This window comes from Parafannyhessea umbonata (assembly GCF_900105025.1).
GTDB classification, from domain to species: domain Bacteria; phylum Actinomycetota; class Coriobacteriia; order Coriobacteriales; family Atopobiaceae; genus Parafannyhessea; species Parafannyhessea umbonata.
On record NZ_LT629759.1, the window covers coordinates 864,280 to 882,995 of the forward strand.

At 58.1% G+C, this 18,716-nt stretch carries 19 protein-coding genes; 17 read left to right on the forward strand and 2 right to left on the reverse strand.

Going from position 1 to position 18,716, the window contains the following annotated elements; translation table 11 throughout:
* Positions 1-66: 66 nt before the first annotated feature.
* The 11 genes from BLT96_RS03990 to hflX all read left to right on the forward strand — a co-directional run bounded on the left by BLT96_RS03990 (position 67) and on the right by hflX (position 11,405).
* Complete coding sequence (locus tag BLT96_RS03990; protein WP_090861911.1) at positions 67-564, forward strand: YajQ family cyclic di-GMP-binding protein; 498 nt, start codon at positions 67-69, stop codon at positions 562-564.
* The gene (gene rimO, locus BLT96_RS03995; RefSeq protein ID WP_090861913.1) at positions 530-1,891 is read left to right on the forward strand and encodes a 30S ribosomal protein S12 methylthiotransferase RimO; all 1,362 of its coding nucleotides are present in this window, start codon (positions 530-532) and stop codon (positions 1,889-1,891) included. The genes BLT96_RS03990 and rimO overlap by 35 nt, the downstream gene beginning before the upstream one ends.
* A gap of 4 nt (positions 1,892-1,895) precedes the next feature.
* On the forward strand, positions 1,896-2,495 hold the full coding sequence (gene pgsA, locus BLT96_RS04000) for a CDP-diacylglycerol--glycerol-3-phosphate 3-phosphatidyltransferase (RefSeq protein ID WP_172824976.1): 600 nt from the start codon (positions 1,896-1,898) through the stop codon (positions 2,493-2,495).
* Between the two features lie 219 nt (positions 2,496-2,714).
* Positions 2,715-3,815 (forward strand): recombinase RecA, encoded by a 1,101-nt coding sequence (recA, locus tag BLT96_RS04005; protein ID WP_090845602.1) that lies wholly within the window; start codon positions 2,715-2,717, stop codon positions 3,813-3,815.
* Between the two features lie 2 nt (positions 3,816-3,817).
* Entirely contained in the window at positions 3,818-4,474 is a 657-nt protein-coding gene (locus BLT96_RS04010; RefSeq protein WP_090861917.1) for a regulatory protein RecX, read from the forward strand.
* A gap of 268 nt (positions 4,475-4,742) precedes the next feature.
* Complete coding sequence (rny, locus tag BLT96_RS04015) at positions 4,743-6,293, forward strand: ribonuclease Y (RefSeq protein WP_090861919.1); 1,551 nt, start codon at positions 4,743-4,745, stop codon at positions 6,291-6,293.
* A 5-nt stretch (positions 6,294-6,298) separates the two neighbouring features.
* On the forward strand, positions 6,299-7,381 hold the full coding sequence (locus tag BLT96_RS04020) for an ATP-binding protein (protein ID WP_090861921.1): 1,083 nt from the start codon (positions 6,299-6,301) through the stop codon (positions 7,379-7,381).
* Positions 7,382-7,481: 100 nt separating this feature from the next.
* Positions 7,482-7,799, forward strand: coding sequence for a stage V sporulation protein S (locus BLT96_RS04025; protein WP_090845593.1), 318 nt, complete (start codon positions 7,482-7,484; stop codon positions 7,797-7,799).
* Positions 7,800-7,860: 61 nt separating this feature from the next.
* The gene (miaB, locus tag BLT96_RS04030) at positions 7,861-9,171 is read left to right on the forward strand and encodes a tRNA (N6-isopentenyl adenosine(37)-C2)-methylthiotransferase MiaB (protein ID WP_245719323.1); all 1,311 of its coding nucleotides are present in this window, start codon (positions 7,861-7,863) and stop codon (positions 9,169-9,171) included.
* Positions 9,168-10,109 carry a tRNA (adenosine(37)-N6)-dimethylallyltransferase MiaA gene (gene miaA / locus BLT96_RS04035; protein ID WP_090861925.1) on the forward strand — a complete coding sequence of 314 codons (942 nt, stop codon included), beginning with the start codon at positions 9,168-9,170 and terminating at the stop codon, positions 10,107-10,109. The genes miaB and miaA overlap by 4 nt, the downstream gene beginning before the upstream one ends.
* Positions 10,110-11,405, forward strand: a complete 1,296-nt coding sequence (hflX, locus tag BLT96_RS04040; RefSeq protein ID WP_090861927.1) for a GTPase HflX — start codon at positions 10,110-10,112, stop codon at positions 11,403-11,405.
* A gap of 19 nt (positions 11,406-11,424) precedes the next feature.
* Here the strand turns inward: hflX and BLT96_RS04045 are convergent, their stop codons facing one another.
* Complete coding sequence (locus BLT96_RS04045) at positions 11,425-12,186, reverse strand: heparan-alpha-glucosaminide N-acetyltransferase domain-containing protein (RefSeq protein ID WP_090861929.1); 762 nt, start codon at positions 12,184-12,186, stop codon at positions 11,425-11,427.
* 7 nt (positions 12,187-12,193) lie between these two features.
* On the reverse strand, positions 12,194-12,859 hold the full coding sequence (gene lexA / locus BLT96_RS04050) for a transcriptional repressor LexA (protein ID WP_090861930.1): 666 nt from the start codon (positions 12,857-12,859) through the stop codon (positions 12,194-12,196).
* Positions 12,860-13,039: 180 nt separating this feature from the next.
* On the opposite strand from lexA, the gene BLT96_RS10560 reads away from it, so the two are divergent.
* From BLT96_RS10560 to trxB, 6 genes are all read left to right on the forward strand, one after another.
* Positions 13,040-13,516 (forward strand): hypothetical protein, encoded by a 477-nt coding sequence (locus BLT96_RS10560; protein ID WP_157692150.1) that lies wholly within the window; start codon positions 13,040-13,042, stop codon positions 13,514-13,516.
* Between the two features lie 110 nt (positions 13,517-13,626).
* Entirely contained in the window at positions 13,627-14,082 is a 456-nt protein-coding gene (gene nrdR, locus BLT96_RS04055) for a transcriptional regulator NrdR (RefSeq protein ID WP_090845582.1), read from the forward strand.
* Entirely contained in the window at positions 14,072-14,518 is a 447-nt protein-coding gene (dut, locus tag BLT96_RS04060; protein WP_090861932.1) for a dUTP diphosphatase, read from the forward strand. Before nrdR ends, dut begins: the two co-directional genes overlap by 11 nt.
* A 63-nt stretch (positions 14,519-14,581) precedes the next feature.
* Entirely contained in the window at positions 14,582-15,913 is a 1,332-nt protein-coding gene (locus tag BLT96_RS04065; RefSeq protein WP_090861934.1) for an NCS2 family permease, read from the forward strand.
* 67 nt (positions 15,914-15,980) lie between these two features.
* Complete coding sequence (locus BLT96_RS04070; RefSeq protein WP_090861936.1) at positions 15,981-17,258, forward strand: uracil-xanthine permease family protein; 1,278 nt, start codon at positions 15,981-15,983, stop codon at positions 17,256-17,258.
* Positions 17,259-17,390: 132 nt separating this feature from the next.
* A complete protein-coding gene (trxB, locus tag BLT96_RS04075) occupies positions 17,391-18,332 on the forward strand; it encodes a thioredoxin-disulfide reductase (protein ID WP_090861938.1) in 942 nt (313 codons plus the stop codon).
* Positions 18,333-18,716: the final 384 nt, after the last annotated feature.

The window sequence follows — 18,716 nt, forward strand, 5'->3', positions numbered from 1 at the left end:
TAGTTTTGCCAAGCGGGCGGGCCGCGAAGCCGCGGCTTTCTGCCCGTGCCAGAAGGGAGATGAGGCATGGCGAAGGAATCAAGCTTCGACGTGGTGTCGAGCGTTGACATGCAAGAGGTGGACAACGCGTACCAGCAGGCGGCGCGCGAGCTCACGCAGCGCTACGACCTCAAGCAGAGCAACGCCACGATCGAGTTCTCGCGCAAGGACGAGACGTTCACCGTCACGGCGCCGTCGGAGTTCGTGGCGGGGCAGGTCGCGGACGTGCTGAACGGCAAGCTCGTGAAGCGAGGCATCGAGCTGGGCGCCCTCAAGTGGGGCGAGCTCGAGCCTGCGACGGGTGCCGCCGTCAGGCGCCGCGCACAGCTCGTGCAGGGAATCGACAAGGATACCGCAAAGAGGATCTCGAAGGACATTCGGGACCTCAAGCTCAAGTGCAAGGCAACGGTCGAGGGTGACAAGCTCCGTGTGAGCTCCGCCTCGCGCGACACCCTACAGCAGGTCATTGCCGCTCTAAAGGAAAGGGACTATGGACAGCCTCTCCAGTTCAACAACTACCGCTAGCCCGCAGCGCTGCCTCTTCGTGACGCTTGGCTGTGCGAAGAACGAGGTCGACACGGACCGCATGCGCTCGATTCTGATCGACGCGGGCTACGGCGTCGCGGACGACGTCGACTCCGCGGACGTCGTCCTCATCAACACGTGCTCGTTCTTGGCGTCTGCCACGTCCGAGTCCATCGACACCACGCTGGACCTCGCGGACGAGGTCAGCGCCGGCGTCCGCAAGAAGCCGATCGTCATGTGCGGCTGCGTCCCCTCGCGCTACGGCGACGACCTAGACGAGCAGCTGCCCGAGGTCGCCGCGTTCGTGAAGGCGGACGAGGAGGACGGTATCGTGGCCGTCGTCGACTCCGTCCTGGGCAACGCCGGGCGAGAAGCGCGCGCGGACCTTACCGGCACGCTCCGCACCGTCGAGGGCACGAGCGCGTTCGTGAAAATCAGCGAGGGCTGCGACCGCTTCTGCGCATTCTGCGCGATCCCCTACATCAGGGGCCGTTACAAGTCGCGAGAAGAGCAGGAGATCCTGGACGAGGTGTCCTCGCTCATGGAGGGCGGCGTCCGCGAGATCGTGCTCATTGGCCAGGACACCGGCATCTGGGGCTCTGACTTTAGCGATGGGCGCAACCTCGCCTACCTGCTTCGCAGGGTCGCGGAGGTCGTGAGGCCGTACGACGGTTGGGTTCGCGTGCTGTACCTGCAGCCCGAGGGCATGACGGACGAGCTCGTGAGCGTCATCCGCGACGTCCCGGAGGTGCTGCCGTACATCGACATCCCCATACAGCACTGCTGCGAGCGCGTGTTGAAGAGCATGGGTCGCTCTGGTTCCGAGGAGCAGCTGCGTCAGCTGTTCGCGCGTCTTCGCAGCGAGATTCCCGGCATGGTGCTTAGGACCACGGGGCTCGTCGGCTTCCCGGGGGAGACGGAAGAGGAGTTCGAGGCTCTTCTCGACTTCTTCAAGGAGCAGGAGTTCGACTACATGAGCGTCTTCCCGTACTCGAGGGAGGATGGCACGAAGGGCGCCACCATGGAGGGCCAGGTGCCCGAGGACGTCAAGATGGACCGCGCGCAGCGTCTGCTCGACGTTGCGGAGGAGCTTGGCTTCAGCGCGACGGCGAAGCACGTGGGCGAGAGGGTCAAGGTCATCATCGACGGCGTGGACGATTCGGACGACGGAGTGGAGCTTATCGGCCACACCTGGTTCCAGGCCCCCGACTGCGACGGGGCGGTTCACATCGAGTCGGGAGAGGCGACGGTTGGCGACGTCGTAACGGTTGACCTCGTGGATTCGTTCTGCTACGAGTTGGTCGGCGAGATTGTGGATGGAGAGTAGCCTGATGGCAGAAAAAAAGAGCAGCATTTGGACCCCGGCGAACGTCGTCACGTCCATTCGAGTCGTGTTTGTGCCGATTTGGCTGGTAGCGGCCGAGGTCTGTGGTTCAGGCGACGGCAAGGCGTTCTCTGGAGCGGCGCTTTTCGTGGCGCTCTTCTACATGGTGCTATCCCTTACGGACAAGCTTGACGGTTATCTTGCGCGCAGCCGCAACGAGGTGACGACGTTCGGGAAGTTCCTCGACCCGATCGCCGACAAGCTCGTCGTCATCGTGTCCCTGTGCTTCCTGCTGGAGCAGGGCGCGGTTTCCGCATGGGTGCTCCTCATCATTGTCGCAAGGGAGTTTCTGGTGTCTGGCCTGCGGATGGTTGTCGCCTCCGAGGGCACTGTCATCGCGGCGAGCAACCTTGGCAAGTGGAAGACCGCGACCACGATGGTCTCGATTTCTGGACTACTGCTCGTCCGGGCGCTTCCCGCGGGACCCCTGTACACCGTACTTCTGGGAATCTCGAACGTGCTCCTGATCATCGCGGTCGTGCTGACGGCATGGTCTGGCATCGACTACTTCATGAAGTCGTGGCGCTACATCGCGGATGCCGACTAATAGTACGTATTGCGTGATAAATACCACTGTTTGATTTCATTAATTGGGGACTCGGAACTACCGGGTCCCCTTGCTTTGACATGCGAATCGCAAGGCGAAGAGTTCGACAAGACAAGTGAGAAATATCTGCGAGCACGCTGCGCTAACATGGGGTGTCGACATTGACTTAGAACGGTTGTTCGTATAAAATTTCGACTGATGAAAGAGAAGGGGAGGGCTATGGCCAAGAGCAAGGGTTCCGTGCGCGAGGTGCACGAGAAGACGTACGGAGAAGAGCGCGAGAAGATGATTGACGCCACCACGTCGGAGATCATCAAGAAGTTTGGCAAGGGCTCCATCATGAGGTATGGCGACGATGGCCCCGACCTCGAGATCGAGGCCATTCCGACTGGTTCGATTGCGCTGGACGCCGCACTTGGCATAGGAGGGGTGCCCAGGGGCAGAATCATAGAGATCTATGGTCCCGAGTCCTCGGGCAAGACGACCCTCTCCCTCGAGATCCTGGCAGAGGCTCAGGCGATGGGCGGCGTCGTCGCGTTCATCGACGCGGAGCACGCCCTCGACCCTGGCTATGCCGCGAGGATCGGCGTCGACATAGACGAGGTCCTAATCTCCCAGCCCGACACGGGAGAGCAGGCGCTCGAGATCTGTGACATGCTCGTTCGCTCCGGCGCGATCGACGTGGTCGTCGTGGACTCCGTCGCGGCGCTCGTCCCACGTGCGGAGATCGAGGGAGAGATCGGTGACACCACGGTGGGACTGCAGGCACGACTTATGAGCCAGGCGCTTCGCAAGCTGGCGGGATCTCTCGCGAAGTCGAAAACCACATGCATCTTCATCAACCAGCTGCGCGAGAAGATCGGCGTCATGTTCGGCAACCCCGAGACCACGCCAGGCGGCCGCGCCCTCAAGTTCTTCTCCTCGGTACGTATGGACATCCGCAGGATCGACTCCATCAAGAAGAACGGCGATGTCATTGGAAACCGTGTAAGGGTGAAGGTCGTCAAGAACAAGGTGGCGCCACCATTCAAGCAGGCGGAGTTCGACATCATGTACGGTACGGGCATATCAAAGGAAGGCTCGATACTGGACATGGCCGTCGACTATGGCGTCGTGGACAAGAGCGGCTCGTGGTTCACGTATGAGACGGAGCGCCTTGGCCAGGGACGCGAGGCGGCAAAGGAGTTCCTTGCCGAGAACCCCGACCTCAGGGACGAGATCGACCAGAAGGTGCGCGTTGCCTGCGGCCTCGAGCTCGGTGACGAAAGGGTCGGTGAACCCGTTCCCAAGCCTGCCGACGGCGACGGTAAGGACGCTTAGGAATGGAGTCCTGGGAGCTCAAACTCCCGAAACGGGGCGAAGCTAGGCTCGGCGCGCGAAAGCCGCGTGCCGAGCTCGTCCTTTCCGAGGAGGGTTCGGAGCGAAAGCTGTCAATTCCCGTCATGGTCGCGAAGCGTCTGAAGGGGATTTCCGAGGAGAGGCCCTGGGTGGCAGACAGTACGCTCTCGCTCATGGAGGTGGAACGCGAACTGGAGAGGAGGTGCTGCTCCGAGCGAGCGGAGGCGTTGCTGAACAGGAGGGACTACTCGACTGTCGAGATGAGGTCGAAGCTTCTCGACGACGGGTTCTATGCCCCAATCATTGACGAGTACCTTAGACGTGCAAGCGATGTCGGGCTGCTTGATGATGCGAGATATGCGGACGCCTTCATACGCTCGAAGGTGGCATCCGGATGGGGCGAGCGAAAGGTCTCCGCCGCCCTGAGGGTCAGGGGAATCGATGCGAGCGGCCTTGACGGCTGGCCGTACGAGTACTTCGACGAGGACGGCGAGTACGAACGCGCCTTGGAGATTGCTTCCAGGAAGACGTTCTCCGAGCGGAACAGATTCTCGAAGGTGGTTCGCTTCGTGATGGGCAGGGGTTTCTCGGCTACGGTGGCCTACGACGTGGCGCACAGAATCTGCGACGATGAAGAATAAGGCTACGTTTGCAGTAATTATGTTGCCAGAAGTTCAACGCTTCCTGTAAGCGGAAGGCCAGATTGACAGTCAGCCCGAATAAACTTACGATAAATGTGCCGTTTGAGTATTTTCTCGTCTGCTGTTATGGCAGCTGACGTCCATTAGTTGATATCCGTTCTGCTGACATAGGCTTTCCAGGGCCGGGATTTTCCTCTGATGGCGGGTTCTGCCAACAATGGCAGTCTCCAGAACCACCATGCACGTTCATACATCAAGGAGCCCAGACATGGAAATCGTAATTGGAATTGTCTGCCTCGTCGTAGGCGCGCTCGTCACCTATTTCGTGGTCGCGAGTGGAAACAACTCGAAGGTCCAGGAGGCCAACAAGGCCGTCGAGGACGCAAGGGATCAGGCACAGCGCATCGCGAGCGATGCCAGGCATGATGCGGAGACCGCGAAGAAGGCCGCGCTCGTAGAGGCTCGTGAGGAGATTCTGCAGCTGAAGCAGAAGTCCGAGTCCGACGAGAAGAAGCGCAAGCAGGAGATTCAGAAGCTCGAGAACAGGATCATGCAGCGCGAGGAGTCCCTCGACCGCAGGAACGACGCGCTCGATCGCAAGGAGCACCAGCTCTCGAGCCTCCAGGGGCAGCTCGACAAGCGAAAGAACGAGGTTGACCAGCTCTTCCACAAGCAGACGTCAGAACTGGAGCGCATCGCCGACCTCACGAAGGAGGACGCACACCAGGAGCTGCTGGACAGGGTTCGCTCCGAGGCCGTCCGTGACGAGGCTCAGATTCTGCGTGAGTCTGAGCAGCGGGTGCGCGCCCAGGCCGACAAGACGGCGCGCGAGATCGTCTCGACGGCCATTCAACGTTGCGCCGCCGACCAGGCCGGCGAGATAACCGTCACCTCCGTGCACATTCCCTCCGATGACCTCAAGGGTCGTATCATCGGCCGCGAGGGAAGGAACATCCGTACCTTCGAGCAGGTCACGGGCGTCTCCCTCGTTATCGATGACACTCCCGAGACCGTCGTCCTCTCGAGCTTCAATCCCGTTCGTCGCGAGACGGCGCGCGTGGCACTCGAGAACCTCATCGCGGACGGCAGGATTCACCCCGCGCGCATCGAGGAGATGTACAAGAAGGCCGAGAAGCTCGTAAGCGAGCGCGTGCAGGAGGCGGGCGAGCAGGCCGCGTTCGATGCCGGCATTCACGACCTGCACCCCGAGCTCGTGAAGACGCTTGGCGCCCTACGCTACAGGACGTCGTTCGGCCAGAACGTGCTGCAGCACTCCATTCAGGTCAGCGAGCTTTGCGGAATCATGGCATCAGAGCTCGGCCTCGATCCCGCTCCCGCAAAGAGGGCTGGACTCCTCCACGACCTTGGCAAGGCAATCGACCACGAGGTCGAGGGTCCGCATGCGGTGATCGGCGCCGACCTCTGCCGCCGCTATGGCGAGAAGCCCGAGATCGTACACGCCATCGAGGCGCACCATGCCGACATCGAGCCTGACACCGTACTCGACGTTCTCGTCCAAGCTGCTGATGCAATCTCCGCCGCACGTCCTGGAGCCCGTCGCGAGTCTGCCGAGAACTACATCAAGAGGCTTGAGAAGCTCGAGGAGATCTCGAACGCGCATGATGGCGTCGAGCGCACCTATGCCATGCAGGCCGGTCGCGAGCTCCACGTTATGGTCGAGCCCGAGAAGATCTCTGACTCTGAGGCCACGGTTCTCGCTCACGACATCGCGAAGCAGATCGAGGACGAGATGGAGTATCCCGGTCAGGTGCGCGTCGTCGTTATTCGTGAGTCCCGCGCAGTCGACATCGCAAAGTAGTGGCGATGTCCGACTCTGCGTCAAGCCTCGTGGACTTCGTCGCCTCCATGGGTGGCGAGAGGTCTCTTAGGGTCGAGGAGAACTACGGAGACGGATTCGTCCGTCTCCGGGTTGCCGAGGCCGAGAGGCGACAGGCAAAGCACGACATCCGCTGCATAGAGGATGTCGTGATCGAGATGCTTCGAAACTCGCGCGACGCCGGAGCAGAAAACATATTCGTGGCGACGACGCGAGAGGGTGGGACGCGCTACCTCACCGTTCTCGATGACGGATGCGGCATTCCCCAGGAGATGCAGGACAAGATCTTCGAGGCGCGCGTTACCTCAAAGCTCGAGTCCGTACACATGGATCGGTGGGGAATCCACGGCAGGGGCATGGCACTCTACTCCGTAAGGGAGAACGCACAATCCGCTCGGGTGATGTCCTCGGCGCCGGGACTTGGCAGTGCCATCAGGATCGTTACCGACGCAGAGACCCTTGCGGAGCGCAAGGACCAGTCCACCTGGCCGACGCTCGGTACGGACGACGAGGGCAACCAGGTCGTAGCCACAGGTCCGCACAACATCGTGAGGACGTGCTGCGAGTTCGCGCTTGAGGAGCGGGGAAGATGCAACGTGTATTTCGGGTCTCCCGCCGAGATGGTGGCGACGGCCCGAAGGCGCGTCAAGCCGACGGTGGAAGGCTCTTCTCTGCTGTTCATCGACGACCTGAGCGAGCTGCCCGTGCTGGAGAGGATGCATGCCGCGGCGGATGCCTCCGAGCTCATGAGGGTCTCGGGAAGCCTTGGACTCGACATGAGCGAGAGGACCGCGCACCGCATCATAGCGGGGCAGATACACCCGCAGCGCAGCGTGTTGAAGCGACTCACGCACAAGAGCGACAAGTCGATCGAGCGAGCCGTCGACCTCATGAAGGACAGGCGGGGCCTGAAGATTTCGAAGGGTGACGCGGAGGAATTCTCTCGCGCGGTCGAGAGGGATTTTAGGATCCTTGCGGAGAAGTACTACCTAAACCTCTCGGACGAACCCCGCATTCGCGTGTCTCGCGGAAAGATTGTCGTGACGTTTGACATAGACGAATCGGATTAGAGTTACGGGATTGACGTTTGCGCAGGAAATGGTACCTTCAGTACGTCAATAACCCATAGCAGAAACGAAACAGCTCGCAGCGTAATCAGGAGTTACAGAGATGGAGTTTCTCAAGGTCTCCAGCAAGTCGTCCCCGGCATCCGTCGCAGGTGCGATCGCCGGCATGGTGAAGGACGGCGTCCCGGTAAACATGCAGGCGGTAGGGGCGGGAGCCGTCAACCAGGCCATCAAGGCCGTTGCCATTGCGCGCGGCTTCCTCATCCCCACGGGCGTGGACATTTCCTGCGCGCCCACGTTTGCCGACATCGACATCAACGGTGACAGCAGGACGGCAATACGCATAGCGGTCTACGTCCACCGCCTGGTCCCCGCGGCTCGCACGGAGTCGTCGCCCCACGAAACAACGGAGTTGGTCTAGCTTGCCTTACGTTCCACAGCTTGTCGGGAAAACCTATCACGTCCGCACGTTTGGGTGTCAGATGAACCTGCACGACTCGGAGAGGGTCGCGGGTCTTCTGGATGACTGCGGTTGCGTCCAGGTAAGTGACGTCTCCGAGGCGGACATCGTCGTGTTCATGACGTGCTCTGTGCGCGAGAAGGCGGACACGCACCTGTACGGCGAGGCTTCGAACCTGGTGAGGCTGCCGAAGCCGCCCTGCGGAAGGCGCATCGTTGCCATCGGCGGCTGCATCGCGCAGCGTGACGGCGAGGCGCTCAGGAAGAAGATTCCCAACGTGGACGTCGTGTTCGGCACGAGCGCGCTCGCATCGGTCCCGCAGCTTTTGGTGGATGCCTTCGAGGACGGTGACGACGGAGAGGTGTTCGTCGACACGGTCGAAGAGGACAGGGGCTTCTCGACGGAGCTTCCGAGCCATCGCGAGCAGCAGTTCCACGCGTGGGTTCCCATCATGACCGGCTGCAACAACTTCTGCACGTACTGCATCGTGCCGTATGTTCGCGGGCGCGAGAAGAGTCGCGTTTTCGAGCGCATCGTGGACGAGTGCCGTCGCCTGGTGGACGACGGGGTGCGCGAGGTGACGCTTTTGGGCCAGAACGTGAACTCGTACGGCAAGGATCTGTATGGAGAGCTTCGCTTTGCGGAGCTGCTTCGCGCGGTGGGGGAGACGGGTGTCGAGCGCATACGCTTCACCTCGTCAAACCCAAAGGACCTTTCGCCTGAGATCATCACCGCTATGGCGGAGGTGCCAAACGTGATGCCACACCTGCACCTTGCGGTGCAGAGCGGATCGTCGCGCGTGCTGAAGGCCATGAACCGCAGCTACACGCGCGAGCAGTACATAGACCTCGCAAAGCGCATCAAGGCCGCCGTCCCGGGCATCGCGCTTACCACGGACATAATCGTCGGGTTCCCGGGGGAGACGGAGGAGGACTTCGAGCAGACGCTCTCGCTTGTTCGCGAGGTGGGCTTCTCCTCCGCGTACACGTTCATATACTCCAAGCGCCCGGGTACTCCTGCCGCGAAGATCGAGGACGACACCCCGCGCGAGGTCATTCAGGAGCGCTTTGACAGGCTTGCTCGGCTCGTCGAGGACCTTGCTCACGAGGCGAACCAGGTCGACCTGAACACGACGGTAACGTCGCTCGTGGAGGGAACTTCGAAACGAGACAGCTCGGTGCTTGTGGGCCACAGCCCGAAGAACCAAACCGTCCTGTTCGACCTGCCCGAGGGCAAGAAGGCGGAGGACTACATCGGCAAGATGTGCGATGTCCAGGTGGACGTCGCGAAGACATGGTACCTGCGGGGTAAGCTGGTCGGCGAGCCGCGATGAGCGACGGCAGGCCTAGGATCATAGCGATCGTGGGGCCGACTGCCTCGGGCAAGAGCTCTCTTGCCGACGAGGTGGCCTTCCGGCTTGGCTCCTCAGTCGTGTCCGTGGACTCCATGCAGGTGTACCGCGGCATGGACATCGGTACGGCGAAGGAACCCGAGGATTCCAGGCGCGTGCCCCTGCTCATGGTGGACGTGGCAGACGTGAGGTCAGACTACTCCGTCCAGGTTTTCCAGAGAGACGCTAGGGCCTGTGTTGACGCATTGCTCCAAGACGACAGGGTGCCCGTGCTGTGCGGCGGCACGGGCCTCTACCTAGACGCCGTTATCGACGAGATGGACTTTCCCCGAGGCACCACGAACGGCGACCTACGCCGCAAGTACGAGGAAATAGGCCGACAGAGGGGTGCTGCGGCGCTGTGGCAGATACTCAGACAGCGCGACGCAAGGAGCGCGGAACTCATACATCCCAACAACATGCGAAGGGTGGAACGCGCGCTCGAGTTGCTGGACGACGGAACGTCTTACGCAAAGGAGCACGAGGGGCTCAAGCGACACAACCCGCATTACGCCGCCTCGATCTTCGCGACGGTTCGCAGGCGAGAAGAGCTGTACAAACGCATCGACACCCGTGTGGACGCGATGATGGCAGCGGGCCTGGTGAACGAGGTAAAAGCCCTTCTCGACCAAGGGCTACGCGAATCGACCACGGCGGCGCAGGCCATTGGGTACAAGGAGGTCGTCGAGTACCTAGACGGACACTGTAGCCTCGAGAAATGTGTTGAGACGATCAAACTCAGGTCTCGGCGCTATGCGAAGCGGCAGCTGTCTTGGATACGTCGCGATGGCAGGGCCCAAGAGGTCGACTTGGATGCCATGACAGTTGCCGAGGCTGCAGAGTTCATAATAGACGGCTTTAAAAACAATGGAGATGAGTAAGTGGGAAGGTTCAAGCCCCTTTACACTGCGCCGGTTCCCGAGAAGGCGATTCTGGTGGGCGTCGACATGGGCAACTCTGAATGGTCGATAGAGGAGTCCATGGACGAGCTTGAGCGTCTGGCTCAGACCGACGGTGCAGAGGTCGTCTACCGGATGGTACAGAGGCTGGATGCTCCCGTGCCGAAGACGTTCATCGGGAGCGGCAAGTCCGAGGAACTCGTGAGCCTAGTGAGGAACCTGGAGGCGGACGTCGTCATCTTCGACGACGAGCTTACGCCTTCGCAGCAGTCGAACCTCGAGCGAATAGTCGGTCGCGATGTGAAGGTGATTGACAGGACGGCCCTGATACTCGACATCTTTGGCGAGCACGCGAAGACGAACGAGGGAAGGCTGCAGGTCCAGCTGGCACAGCTGCAATACGTCTATCCTCGCCTGAGGGGCATGTGGAGCCACCTTGTGGGCGAGCAGACCCGTGGAGGAATCGGAAGTCGATTCGGACAGGGCGAGAGTCAGCTGGAGGTGGATAGGCGCCTTGTGAGGAAACGCATATCGTGGCTTCGCAAGGAGCTTGACCGGCTTGAGACGCGTCGTGGGGTCAGGAGCAAGGCGAGGTGGGATTCCGGCGTCTATCGCGTCGCGCTTGTAGGCTACACGAACGCCGGAAAGTCCACCCTTCTGAACAGGCTGACGAACGCAGGGGTATACGTACAGGACGAGCTGTTTGCAACGTTGGACCCCACTACACGCGCCATGGACCTCGAAGAAGGCAGGAAGATAACCGTTACGGATACGGTCGGATTCATCCAGAAGCTGCCGACAATGCTCGTGGAGTCGTTCAAGTCTACTCTTGCGGAAGTTACGGCGGCGGACCTCATCCTCAAGGTGGTCGACTGCAGTGACAGGAATGCCGATAAGGAAATCGCTGCGGTTGACTCGATTCTGAAGGAAATTGGAGCAGACGAAATTCCCTCCGTCGTCGTGTACAACAAAACTGATCTTCTTGACAAGGACGGAAAAGCTCAGATGCTTGCATCTCGCCCAGAGTGCGAGTTCATCTCAGCGAAAGAAGGGACAGGGGTAAAGGGACTTCTCTACCGAGTGTCGCAGGAAGCATCTCGTGGGGATAAGACGATGACGGTCTTGATACCATACGAGAAGGGGCTTCTCATGAAAATGGTGCACGAAAGATGCCAGGTCGTTCGCGAGAGGTATGAGCAGGAGGGCTTGCTAGCTACCGTCAAGGCGTCGAAGCGTATGGCCGACACGCTTACTCCTTATGAAGCCGACGACGAGTAGACCGCTTGCGCAGCGAGTTTCAGCCCATAAAGGGAATCGAGAGAAGCAATAGCACGGGCTGGTGGAGAAGGTAGATTGGAAGTGCATGGCGTCCCACGAACTCAAGTGGGGCGCCTTTTATCTTGATGAACCAGTCTGGAAACCCAGCCTGTTTGGCATACGAAATGAGGGAGTTGGCAGAGAGGTAGAGGAATACATAGGGGAGAAGAGGATAGTAGTCACCCGAGGAGAAAGATGGCCCTGGAAAGCCAGCCCACGATAGCCAGCCACAATCATAGAGTTGTTGCGGCAGAAACACTTTCAGCCCAAAGAGTGACACGTACCCTTGAGGAATGTGAAGGGACGAGAGGAATAAGAGCAGTAGCAGAACGGCGCCAACCATACCCTTTGGCAGAATCCTCAGCCTGTCTAAGAAGAAGGCCGCCAGAGTGCATGCCCCCATGCAAAAGATAATGCCAAAGTTAATAGGTATGTCTACCCGTGCGATTGAGGTAACGACGAAGATGAGAAGGGCTACGAGAAGATATTTGCCAGCCCTTCGCAAATTGTTATGAGAGTAGGAATACATAGAGCCAGCGACAAAGACAAACGTCCAAGAAATGCTCGCCCTCCAAATATCTATGAAGGGCGATACAAAGAACTCCAGAGGCACTCCTGCGAGAAACCTAAGGTCGTAGCAGTAATGGAACAGAACCATAGAGATGACCGAAAACCCACGAATCAAATCGAACACATGGACTCGATTACGGACTACGGTCTCTGTGGTGTCTTTGCGAAGCATAGATTCCTTACGAGATGGATCTGAAGAGTCCCGTCACTCTTCCGAGTATTACGGGATTCTGGACATAGATTGGCTCCATCGAGTCGTTCTCCGGTTGTAGTCTGATGCGGTCTTTCTCGCGATAAAACGTTTTGACTGTTGCGGAGTCATTTATCAGTGCAACGACAATCTCGCCGTCATGGGCGTCATGCTGCTCCTTCACAACGATGTAGTCGCCATCGAGGATTCCGGCGTTAATCATGGAGTGGCCATGAACCCGGAGAACAAATGAGCTCGCATCGCCGACGATGCTTGTCGGAAGCGTAAGCGTCTCTTCGACGTTTTGCTCGGCAAGTATGGGTATGCCAGCAGCAACCCTACCAACCAGAGGAAGGCTTATAGAGTTCGAGTCCAAGTCCTGCTTGATCTCAACAACTCCGTGAGCGCTGACGGGAGAAGTGGTTCGGCGGCCTTCGCCGTCCACAACCTCAATCGTTCGAGGTTTCTTAGAGTCGCGCTTGATGTAACCTCGCTCTTGGAGGACCTTGAGGTGCATGTGTACGGTCGACGGGGATGCAAGGCCGACTGCCTTTCCAATTTCACGTACAGAAGGCGGAAAGCCGTGCTCGTCAGTGTACTTGCAGATGAAGTTGTAGATATCCAGCTGACGCTTGCTGAGTCGGTCCTTAGGCATGTTCTCCTCCTTTGACTAATGCAATGATATTTCATTTGTCGAAGGAATTCAAACAGATGTTCTGATTTGCGTTGACAAAAACATATGTTCTCCTTAAAATCGTACCTATGTTCGGAATCGAATTGATGTCCACCGTCTTGCTTATAACGGGTGGCAACAACTTCGAGAGGAAGAGACGAAATGAGTAACGCAATTCAGCACGAGTACGCAAGCTACGGCTATGCGACTGATGGATCGCTCGCGCTCAGGCCGAAAAGCCATACCTTTGTCGTGATACCCGGTTTCGCTTCGGATCCGGCAGATGATTGGAGCGAGAAAGGCAAGGACATTTACGGCAAAAGCGAGGAAGTTCGGAGCGATAGAATTTCGTCGTTTTCAATAGCGGTAATTGCTGCGGCAGTCGTAGCGAGTGTAATAGCGGGAAGCTTTGGTCTGCATGCTGCAGAAGCACAGAGAATCTCAAACGCATTCAAAGGCGTAAGAACAAGCAGAGTCGTGGTCGAGCAGGGATCATCAGTCTGGTCATATGCTGAGCTATGCAAAGTGAAAGGTGTCTCAACCCAAGAGATTGCAGACTGGATTGAAAACAATAACGATATTGGCGTCAACGGACTGACGTCCGGCTCTGAACTCGTGTTGCCGAACTATCAAGACTAAGTATCTCTTTTACTACCAATATTTCGCGAAATGAACCAATTTCCTCCTGAGCGGTTTTGATTGTGGGAATAGTGTTAATCTTCCTACTGTAAAACTGTAAGGGAGGTATTTTGCGCTGTCCCAAATGTGGCTGCACCGAGTCAAAAGTCGTTGACTCTAGGCCTTCTGAAAGCAATGACGCAATTAGACGCAGGCGTGAGTGTGTGAAGTGTGGCACTCGTTTCACTACCTATGAGCGACGGGAAGAAATGCCACTTCTCGTCGTCAAAAAAGATGGTTCAAAAGAAACATTTGACAGACAAAAGATCATGCGCGGTCTTGTTGCTGCGACGGTTAAGCGTGACGTTCCCTTGGAACAACTTAACGCGCTGATAGACGATATTGAATCGTACCTCAGGGATCATGGTATGACCGAAGTCGAGTCCCAGGAGATTGGTAAGCTGGTCCTGCAACGTCTCGTTGCAATCGACAAAGTTGCCTATGTCAGATTTGCGTCTGTTTACCGAGACTTCAAGGACGTTGACGAGTTCAACGAGGAGCTGAGGAGCCTGTCAGATGAACAGTGAACACGTCAATCTGACCATCAAGAGGCTCGATAAGGATGTAGAGCTGCCGCAGTATGCTTATCCTGGGGATGCGGGTCTCGACCTGAGATCAAACGCCGACTTGGTTTTAAAGCCTTTTGAGAGAAAGCTCATTCCAACTGGACTTGCCATTGCGATACCAGAAGGCTACGCGGGTTTTGTGCAGCCGCGTAGTGGACTCGCCTTAAAGCAGGGGCTTTCATTCCCTAATACGCCTGGCCTTATTGATTCGCATTATCGAGGTGAACTTAAGGTCGTGGCAATTAACCTTGACCCACAGAACCCAATCCTCATTAACAAGGGAGACAGAATCGCGCAACTCGTTATACAAGAGGTGCCCGTTGTCAATCTCGTAGAAGTAAAAGAGCTGGACGAGACCGACAGGGGGTCCGGTGGTTTCGGTTCAAGTGGCGTTTAGGCGCCTTTGAATAGGGTCTATAGACCCGAGTATCTATTTGTCTGTACCAAGAGGGGGAGTTCCATGGACAAGTTCTTTCACATTGGGGAAAGGGGTTCGTCGATTAGCGATGAGCTACGCGCTGGCCTCACGACATTCCTCGCTATGGCCTACATCATTGCGGTTAACCCCGCAGTGCTCAGCGGCGCCGTTCTGGGTGCTGACGGCAAGCCTCTGACCAGTGCTCTGGTCACTGCGACCTGCGTTGGCGCTGGCATCATGACCATCATCATGGGTCTTGCAGCCAATCGACCGCTCGCCTGCGCCTCGGGTCTTGGTGTTAACGCGATGATCGCAGCCGTTACTCCTGGTATGTGCGGCGGCGACTGGCACGAGGCGATGGGCATTGTCTTCGTCGAGGGCATGGCCATCCTCATACTCGTCCTGTGCGGACTTCGCGAGAAGATCATGGACGCAATTCCCGTCAGTCTTCGTCATGCAATCTCCGTCGGCCTTGGTCTTTTCATTGCTATGATTGGCCTCGTCAACGCCGGCATTGTCGTCGCGGGCAAGGGCACTGTCGTAACCCTCGGCAACGTCTATGATCCTGCGTTCATCGTCGGTATCGTCTCCATTGTTGCCACGCTAATCTTTGCGGCGCTCAACGTGAACGGCGGCATCCTCTTCGGCATCATCGTTGCCGTATTGGTCGGAATCCCCCTGGGCGTTACCTCCGCTCCTAAGGGCATTGTCGATGCACTCGACTTCTCCACGGTCGGCGCTCCGTTCATGGCAGACAAGAATGGCGTCATGGGCTTGCTCAAGGTGTTTGCGAACCCGACGGCGCTTGTGTTCGCCTTCTCGCTCATGATGTCCGACTTCTTCGATACCATGGGCACGGCTATGGCCGTTGCGAAGAACGGTGAGTTCCTCACCGAGGATGGAAACGTCGAGAACATCAGGGAGATCCTCGTCGTCGACTCCGCGGCCGCTGCCGTCGGTGGCGCAATGGGTGTTTCGTCCATCACCACCTTCGTCGAGTCCGCCTCCGGCGCCGCCGATGGTGGGCGTACGGGTCTCACGTCCGTCGCCACTGGCGTCCTGTTTATTCTCGCTGCTTTCTTCGCGCCTCTGATTTCCGTTGTTAGCTCCGCTGCTACCTGCGGTGCGCTCGTCTACGTCGGTTTCCTCATGATGACTGAGGTGCACGAGATCGACTGGACCGACCTACTGCAGGGCTTCCCTGCGTTCCTTACTGCCGCAGGTATCGCCATGACCTACTCCATCTCCTCCGGTATCGGCCTCGGCTTCATCGCCTATGGCCTCACTGCCATAGTTACCGGCAAGGCAAAGGAGATCAAGCCGCTGATGTGGGTTGCCATCGTGGCCTTCATCATCTACTTCCTGATGTCCTAGTCCCGGCATGGGAGGGCCCGGCTATGCCGGGCCCTTTTTTTGAGCATACAAACAGAAAGGGGAGTGCATGGCTCACCACGAAAGAGAGATCATCGGTGTCGACGATCGCGTGTCCGTAGGCCGCGCGATACCTCTCGGCATCCAGCACATGATGAGCATGTTCGGTTCCACCGTCTTGGTTCCCGTCCTCACGGGACTCAACCCGAACGTCGCCATCATGTGCTCCGGCATCGGAACGATTTGCTACCTGCTCGTTACGCGAAACAAGATTCCAAGCTATCTTGGCAGCTCGTTCGCCTTCATCAGCCCGATTCTCGCCGCAACCGCGGCGACGGGAAGCATTCACACGGCACTCTCGGGCGTCGTGGTGGCCGGACTGGTGTTCCTTGCCACGGCTGGAATCATCAAGCTCGTGGGAACCGGATGGCTCGACAGGCTCCTTCCACCTGTACTCGTCGCCTCGGTCATGGTTGTCATTGGAGTCGGTCTCTCGGCGACCGCGGCGAAGATGGCACTCAACTCTTCCACTGATTCGTTCGTGGCGAGTGGTGCGCTCGTTGCGGCCATCACGCTCATCGCGGCAGTGGTCTTCTCCGGCATGGGAGGCCTGATTGGAACGCTGCCTATCCTGCTCGCCATAATCGTTGGCTACGTCGTCTCCAGCTTCTTCGGACTCGTCGACTTCTCCAAGGTTGTTTCCGCTCCCTGGGTCGGACTTCCGCCAGTACAGACCCCGCACTTCGATCCGGGTGCCGTGGCCCTCATCGCCCCCGTCGCAATCGTGGTTGTAATCGAGCACATCGGGCACCTTCTTGCCGTCGGCGAGATCGTAGGCAAGGACTACCGAGAAATGCTTCCGCGCTCGCTTGCTGGCGATGGCCTGTCCACGCTCATTTCCGGCTTCCTCGGCGGTCCTCCTACGACGACGTATGCCGAGAACATCGGAGTCATGAGCGTCACGCGCGTCTATTCGACGCAGGTCTTCTGGTACGCGGCCGGCTTCGCTCTGCTGGTGGGCGGCTTCTGCCCGAAGCTCGCGGCGTTCATCAACTCCATTCCCGTTCCCGTCATGGGCGGCGTGAGCCTCCTTCTGTTCGGCCTTATCGCTTCTAACGGACTTAGGATGCTCGTCACCAACCACGTAGACTTCGACGAGAACCGCAACCTCATGATCGCCTCCGTCGTGATCATCCTCGGCGTTGGCATGGAGACATCCGGCATTTCTATTCCCATCGGGTCCTATACTCTTCCGGGAATGGCCACGTCCACGCTCGTGGGCATCATCATGAATCTGATTCTCCCGCCCGCGAAGCCTAAGGGCGAGGCGTCAGAAGCCCAGAAGTAATCCCGCGAGAAACCAAGCTTCAATAGTCTGTGATCGGCCGCATGCATTTTGTATGTGGCCGATTATATTGTGCGCTATATAACAGAGTCGGGTATACTTCCATTAGAACAGATTCCGAAGAAGGGACCCGACATGGATCAGATCAAGAAGGACCTAGTCATTATCGGCGGCGGGCCAGCCGGTCTATCCGCGGCAATCTACGCACAGAGAGCTCTTCTCGACAACGTCGTCCTTGAGCAGGAGGCGGTGGGTGGACAGGTCATCCTCACGAGTGAGGTCGACAACTATCCGGGCGTTCCTCACACGGACGGCTACAGTCTTGTAGAGGCTATGCAGAGCCAGGTAAAGGACCTTGGCGGAACCATTCAGATGGAAGTCGTCAGGAGCGTCGAGAAGAACGGGGACGATTTCATCGTTACCACCTCGGAGCACGAGTACGTTGCCAAGGCAGTGATCGTCTCCGGTGGTGCAACGCCGCGGCACGCGGGCTTTGCCGGCGAGAAGGAGTTTGGCGGAAGGGGAGTGTCCTACTGCGCCACGTGCGATGGCATGTTCTATCGCGGTAAGAAGGTCTTTGTTATCGGCGGCGGTAACTCCGCGGCCGAGGAGGCGCTCTTCCTTACAAAGTTTGCGGACAAGGTCACCATGGTCGTTCGCAAGGACCACATGAGGGCTCAGGCAGCCGTGCAAAGCCAGGTCGACAAGAGCGACAAGATTGACGTCATGTTCAACTCGAAGGTGGTTTCCGTGTCCGGCGACGGACTCCTCGAGTCAATCACCTTCGAGAACACGGTCACTGGCGAGCAGACCACCCAGGAGTTCGACAAGGGCTCGTTCGGGGTCTTTGTGTTTGTGGGGCGCGTTCCCGCCAGCGAGCTCGTTCGCGACCTCGTAGAGAGGGACTCTAGCGGTTATGTAATAACGGATGACCATATGGCAACTGCTACGCCGGGACTCTATGCTGCTGGCGACATACGCCAAAAGGCTCTTAGACAGATTGTTACGGCGGCTTCTGATGGCGCCATCGCAGCCACGAGCGTTGCGGGATTCCTAGGTCAGCCCGTAGAAGGCTAGCTGCCTACTAATTGCTAGTTGCTTACTGATTGATGCTTGCGCCGCCCTCACATTCGAGGGCGGCGTTTTTGCTGGTCAGAGGCATATTCCTTTAGACTTCGCCAAAACCCTCATGTATATTATGTAACGCTCAAGTTGTATTAAAGTTCTGCTGTAGAGTTAGTTGAGACATGAGCTTCTCCCACGGAAATGCGAAATCGCGTCACCTCTGTGATCGAACGCTTCACGTAGCATAGATTGGTCTTTCGTAGCGTTAAGACAGAGGCCTTAGCGTCAGTTGTTCAAAAGCGACGAGTGACATTGGGGCTACGTCATGGGGAGTTCGAAAAAAGTGTCCCCGGAGGTCGTCTTTACGAGTATTGCCACGCTATTGAATGTCCCAGA